A 6,178-nucleotide genomic window follows, 5' to 3' on the forward strand; every position below is an offset into this window, starting at 1 on the left:
TGACGAACTGCTCGGGGGCGCTCCGCTGGGCAATCTTGTCGAACGTCACCTCCTCGCCCTCCGCCATGTCCTGGTTGGCGACGACGACGGGGACCAGGTTCCATCCGGCACGAAGGTCCCACGACTGCTTCCTCCCCAACTGCCACGTGAAGAGGGCGGCGAAGAGCCCACCAACGAAGAGGCCGACCGTCATGCCGAGGAGGAGGCCAGCCACGAAGCTCGTCTTTTTCGGTTCCATCGGGTGAGCCTATCTGGAAGCCCACCACCCGGGCATGGGTGCATGGCAACCCCCCAGCAGAGGGGCCGAGCGCCCTAGCCTACCTCCGCCTACCTGGCAATGGATTCAGCGAGAAAGTGGGACACTGTCGCACTACCTCTCCCAATTCGAGACACGCGACAGGAAGGTAGAATTTGGAGGAGACTGTATCCATGAAGCCGATTGATGAGGCCGGCGAGCCCTCCTCCGAGGAGAAGAAGGGTCCGCCGTTAGGGGAAGTGCTGGAGTTCATGCGGCTGCTGTGGGCCGTGGATCATGGGCTTCAATCCACCTCCAAGCGCATGGAGTCGACGCTAGGGCTGACGGGCCCGCAGCGGTTGGTGGTGCGACTGGTGGGACGTTTCCCCGGCATCACCGCGGGCCGGCTCGCGCAGATCATGCACGTGCACCCCAGCACCCTCACCGGCGTGCTCAAGCGGCTGGAAAAGCGGGGCCTGTTGGAGCGCAAGTCGGATCCGCTCGACGGGCGCAAGGCCCTCTTCGCCCTCACCGAGGCGGGGCGCTCGCTGGATGTGCCCTCGCCGGGCACCGTGGAGACCGCCGTGGCGCGCGTCATCTCCCGCATGTCGAAGGCCCGCCTGGTGGGCGCCCAGGACGTGCTCACCGCGCTCGCCGAGGAGCTGGGCTCCGGCGACGCTCCGGAGCACCCCAACGGCAACGGCACCTCCGCCCCCAAGGACGGTGAGGCCAACCTGTCCCTCGGGGAAGACGACACGTCCGCCTCGCGCAGGACCGCCTCCCGCTGAACCTCCCCGCCTCCCGGCCCTCCGCCCAAGCTTCCACCGGCGGACACCCGGAGGCGCGGAGTGCCCGCCCGGAGAGTGGCGGGACGCGCCACACGCTCGGGCCTGCTACAGAATTGGGAAATAGGTGACCCGGTCGTGGGTTGCCTCACGACCGAGCGGACGTGACAGCGTGAATCTCGAAACCCCCCAGACCCCAGGACCGGAGCTCCCGCCCCCTCCTCCTCCGCAGCCGCCCGCCCCGCCGCGGGAGCCGCGGCGGGAGTCGCGCGCCCAGGGCGTGGAGGCCCTGATCGCCCAGGTGCGCGCCCGCCAGCGCCGCCACCTCTGGCTCCAGGGCGCGCTGCTGGGCACCGGCGCCTTCCTCGTGCTCCTCGTGGCGGGTGGCTTCCTCTCGCTCGCCGCTCCGTCGCTCGGCCGCTGGGTGATGCTGCTGTCACCGGTGGTGGGTGCCCTGGTGACGGCCGCCTTCGGCGTGGGGCTCGCGCTGCGCACCGTGGGGGACGACCTCCGCACCGCGCGCCTCATCGGCGAGCGCCGGCCCGAGCTGTCCCTGGACGTGCTCGCCGCGGTGGAGCTGGCGCGTGAGCGCGCCCGCCAGCCACAGAACCCGGCGGACCTCACCCAGGCCTTCCTCGAGCAGATGGACGTGCGCGCCGGGCAGGTGGACGCGGGCACGGTGGTGGACCGCACACGCCTCAAGCACGCGGCCCTCGCGCTGGGCGGCGTGGTGCTCGTGCTGGCGGTGGTGCTGGGCCTGTGGGGCTCGCAGTGGCGCGCGGGCTGGGCCAAGGCGCTCGAGTCCGCGCAGCGCGTTGGCGCCGCCGAGACGCGCGAGCCCATCACCGGCGACATCGAGCTGACGTACCGCTACCCGGCCTACACGGGGCTGGAGCCGCGCACCGTGCCGGGCACCAACGGCGAGGTGAGCGCCCCGGCCGGTACCGAGGTGCAGCTCAAGACACGCTCGGACCGCGAGGTGGAGCGCGCGGAGATCGTCGTCAACGGCGAGACGCTCCCGCTCACCGTCAACGACAAGCGCGAGCTGACGGGCTCCTTCGTGGCGAAGAAGCCGGGCACCTACCACTTCATCTTCTACGGCACCGGCCGCAAGGCCCTCGCCACCGGGCCGGACATCCCGCTCAACGTGGAGGTGGACTCCCCGCCCCAGGTGAACCTCCTCACCCCCGCGGCGGAAATCGAGATCGACCCGGGACAGAAGGTGACGCTCAAGTACGAGGCCAGCGACGACTACGGCCTCAACGGCCTGGCGCTCGTCTTCCGCACGCCGGGAGCCAAGGAGGAGACGCGCATCGCCCTGCCCCGCGCGGACAGCCGGCGCGAGCGCAACACCCATACGTGGGACCTGGGCACGCTGAAGGTGCAGCCGGGAGACCGCATCTCCTACTACGTCGAGGCCAAGGACAACGACGCGGTGGAGGGCCCCAAGCGGGGCGTCAGCCGCACCCAGGTGTTGCGCGTCTACAGTGCCGCCGAGCACCAGCGCCTCGCCCTGGAGAAGGCCGAGGCCCTCTGGGGCCGCATGGTGGATCACCTCGCGGATCGGCTGGAGGGTCCGGACAGGGACCGGACGAAGGACCTGGCCAAGGTGACCTCGGCCCAGGCGGTGGACACCAATGGCCTGACGCTGGTGGGGGACATGCGCGCGCTGGCCCAGCAGCTCAGCCGCGAGCGGGACACCCCCGCCGAGCTCGTCACCGCGCTCGTCAACATCGCCGAGACGCTGGGGCAGCGGGTGCGCGCCACCGCGGACTTCCGGCGCATCTACCTGCGCACCCAGCAGCGCCGCGCCAACGATGACTTCGGCACCGGCGCCCGCCTGGGCGCGCTCGTCAACGAGGAGATCGTCGAGCTGGAGAAGGACATCCTCTACCTGGAGTCGCTGCTGGACCGGCAGAAGCTGGAGGCGCTCCAGGAGCTGGCCAAGCAGCTCGCCAACGAGCGGCGGGAGCTGGCGCGCCTCATCGAGGACTTCAAGCAGAACCCGGACGAGCAGACGCGCGAGCAGGTGATGCAGCAGATCCAGGAGATGCGCTCGCGCATCAATGAGCTGATGAATCGCATGTCCGAGCTGCGCCAGGGCATCCGCGACGAGCACCTCAACGCCGAGGCCCTTCAGGAGATGATGAAGGACCAGGACATGCAGAGCGCGCTCGACGACGTGGAGAAGCTCATGCGCGAGGGGAAGACGGACGAGGCGCTCGCCAAGCTCCAGGAGCTGTCCATGCAGATGGACGAGATGCTCAACGGCCTCAACGACGCGCAGGACGAGTTCGGCAACGAGCAGTACCCGGAGCTCGCGCAGAAGTTCGGCCAGTTCATGGACGACCTGCAGAAGACGGCGCAGGAGCAGCAGCGCGTGGCCGACGCCACCAGGTCGCTGCGCGACGAGGCCCGCAAGCAGAACAAGGATCGGCTCGCCGAGCGCGGCAAGGCGATGAAGGACGAGCTGCAGCGGCAGATCGACCAGGTGCAGAAGGACTACAAGAGCATCCAGCCCGACGAGCTCAACAGCCGGGCCTCGCGCCCGCTGGAGGAGGCGCAGTCGGAGCTGGAGAACGCGAAGAACGCGCTGAAGGTGGACGACTACGACCTGGCGGCCGAGTCGATGCAGCGGGCCACGGAGGCCTCGCAGCAGCTCTCCATGTACGGCGAGCAGCAGCGCGCGCTGGACGAGATGTACGGCAACCCCGAGGACATCCGCAAACAGTCCACGCAGCTCGCCGAGCGGCTGGAGAAGGACGCCAAGTCGGTGGAGGACGTGAACCGCAAGCTCCAGTCGCTCTTCCCGCCGCCGGGCTCGCAGATGGGGCCCCAGGAGAAGCAGCAGCTGCAGCAGCTCGCCCAGCAGCAGCAGGCGTTGGAGCAGAAGGCCAAGGGCCTGCGCCAGCAGATGGAGGAGATGGAGCAGATGGCGCCGCTCTTCGGCCAGGAGGCCGGGGACCAGATGGAGGAGATCGGCCGGCGCATGGGCGAGGCGACGCAGCGCATGGAGGGCAAGGACGCCAACCGGGGCTACGGCGAGCAGCAGGCGGCGCTGGAGGGGCTCAAGCAGTTCCAGCAGCAGATGAAGGAGAGCCAGCGCGGCAAGGGCAAGGGCCGCGGGCTGCCACTGCCGATGGGCATGGGGCGGCAGGAAGGCAACGGGAGGGACCCGCGCGACAAGGTGGAGATTCCGGACGAGGAGGCCTACCAGGCGCCGAAGGAGTTCCGGAAGGACCTGCTGGACGCGATGAAGGAGGGGACGCCCGAGAAGTACCGGGACCAGGTGAAGCGCTACTACGAGGAGCTGGTGAAATAATGCACGGCACGCGATTCACCTCCCTGCTCCTCGTCCTGTCGCTGTGCCTGTCCCCGGGAGCCCGGGCGCAGGACGCGGCGAAGGCCGAGGCCAAGTCGAGGCTGACGAAGGTGGAGGCGGCGCTGGACGGCTGGGACATCCCGGCGGCCCGGCGGGAGCTCCAGGCGCTGGAGGGGCTCGTCCCGGAGGACGTCGAGCCGCTCAAGTACTTCCAGGGCCGCGTGGCCTTCGAGGAGGGCAACTACGCCGAGGCGGTGGAGCTGCTCCAGGCGGCCAACATCGAGGACAAGCCGGGCAGCTACCTGCGGCTGGCCAAGGAGACGCGCGACATCGTGAAGAACCACGCGCGCGCCGAGAGCGAGCACTTCATCTTCTTCTACCCCAAGGGGAAGGACGAGGTGCTGGTGCCCTACGCGCTGGAGACGCTGGAGTCCATCCACCGCGCGCTCTACGAGGACCTGGGGCACAAGCCGCCGGGCGGGAAGATTCGCGTCGAGGTGGTGAACAACGCGCGCGAGCTGTCCAAGGTGAGCACCCTCACCTACCAGCAGATTCAAACGACGGGCACCATCGCCATCTGCAAGTTCAACAAGCTGATGGTGACGAGCCCCAAGGCCGTGGCGCGGGGCTACGACTGGCAGGACACGCTGTCGCACGAGTACGTGCACCTCGTGGTGAGCCAGATGAGCCACAACACCGTGCCCATCTGGCTGCACGAGGGCCTGGCCAAGTTCCTGGAGTCGCGCTGGCGCGGCAAGCCCGGGCTGGCGATGACGCCCTCGACGCTCGCGCTGCTGGGCCGGCGGGTGAAGGAGGACAAGCTCATCCCCTTCGAGAAGATGCACCCGTCCATCGCCATGCTGCCCACGGCCGAGGACGCGGCCACGGCCTTCGCCGAGGTCTATTACGCCATCGACTACGTGTACTCGACGCTGGGCAACAAGGCCCTGCGGGAGATCATCCTCGGCCTGCGCGACGGCAAGCAGGACCGCAAGTCGGTGGAGGCCGCCACGGGCATGAGCTTCCCCGAGTTCGAGAAGAACTGGCTCGCGCACATCAAGAAGCAGCAGTTCCCCAAGGAGCTGCTGCCGCGCGAGGAGGTGGTGCTCAAGGAGAACGACAAGGAGAAGGGTGAGAAGAAGAAGGGGCGGGAAATCTCCTTCGGCGACTTCGCGGAGGTGACGGAGGTGCCGGCGCGCAAGTTCGCGCACCTGGGCGAGCTGATGCGCGAGCGCAACCGCATCAAGGCCGCCGCCGAGGAGTACTCCAAGGCGCACAAGCTGGTGGGCGACAAGTACGAGTCCGTGTCCAACAAGTACGCGCTGGCGCTGCTGGAGCTGCGGCGCCTGGACGAGGCCGAGCAGGTGCTGCGCGGCTCGCTGCGCGTTCACCCGGGCTCGCCGACCACCAGCGTCCACCTGGGCCGCATCCTCCTGTACCGCAAGGACTACCCCAAGGCGAAGCAGGCCTACCTGGAGGCCCTGGCCGCGGATCCGTTCGACCCGGAGATCCACCTCGCCCTCATGCGCGTCCACGCGGCGCTCGGCGAGTCGGCGCTCTTCACGCGCACCAAGGCGGCCAGCGTGGTGCTCACCGGCCTCAACCCCGAGGACGTGGAGCAGGTGTCCCGCGAGTTCATGCGCGAGGACAAGGAGCTCGTCCAGACCGGGGAGATGAGCGCCCCCGCCGGCAAGGACGCCGCGCCCGCGGCCCCCGCCAAGGACGGCGGTAGGTAGCCGACACCCGAGCACGAAGGGGCAGGAATCCGTTCCACCCCGAGTGCGGGTCCTCTAGTGTCCCGCCGCATGAATGCCCGGCTTCCGACCCTCTCCTTCG

General features: G+C 69.1%; 3 protein-coding genes and 1 pseudogene. 3 read left to right on the plus strand and 1 reads right to left on the minus strand.

Going from position 1 to position 6,178, the window contains the following annotated elements:
- Nucleotides 1-214, minus strand: a pseudogene (locus VF794_RS05030) (Flp pilus assembly protein CpaB); the annotation flags it as partial.
- A gap of 215 nt (nucleotides 215-429) precedes the next feature.
- Between VF794_RS05030 and VF794_RS05035 the strand changes: the two are divergent.
- From VF794_RS05035 to VF794_RS05045, 3 genes are all read left to right on the plus strand, one after another.
- On the plus strand, nucleotides 430-1,023 hold the full coding sequence (locus VF794_RS05035; RefSeq protein ID WP_331108034.1) for a MarR family transcriptional regulator: 594 nt from the start codon (nucleotides 430-432) through the stop codon (nucleotides 1,021-1,023).
- 169 nt (nucleotides 1,024-1,192) lie between these two features.
- The gene (locus tag VF794_RS05040) at nucleotides 1,193-4,342 is read left to right on the plus strand and encodes a DUF4175 family protein (protein WP_331108035.1); all 3,150 of its coding nucleotides are present in this window, start codon (nucleotides 1,193-1,195) and stop codon (nucleotides 4,340-4,342) included.
- Nucleotides 4,342-6,078, plus strand: coding sequence for a peptidase MA family metallohydrolase (locus VF794_RS05045; RefSeq protein ID WP_331108036.1), 1,737 nt, complete (start codon nucleotides 4,342-4,344; stop codon nucleotides 6,076-6,078). Before VF794_RS05040 ends, VF794_RS05045 begins: the two co-directional genes overlap by 1 nt.
- Nucleotides 6,079-6,178: the final 100 nt, after the last annotated feature.

This window comes from Archangium sp. (assembly GCF_036389735.1).
Lineage (GTDB): Bacteria > Myxococcota > Myxococcia > Myxococcales > Myxococcaceae > Archangium.

Bases quoted from the DNA above. Each gene is read 5' to 3' on its own strand.
- VF794_RS05035 (WP_331108034.1), top strand. From the start codon at position 430: ATGAAGCCGATTGATGAGGCCGGCGAGCCCTCCTCCGAGGAGAAGAAG.
- VF794_RS05045 (WP_331108036.1), top strand. From the start codon at position 4,342: ATGCACGGCACGCGATTCACCTCCCTGCTCCTCGTCCTGTCGCTGTGC.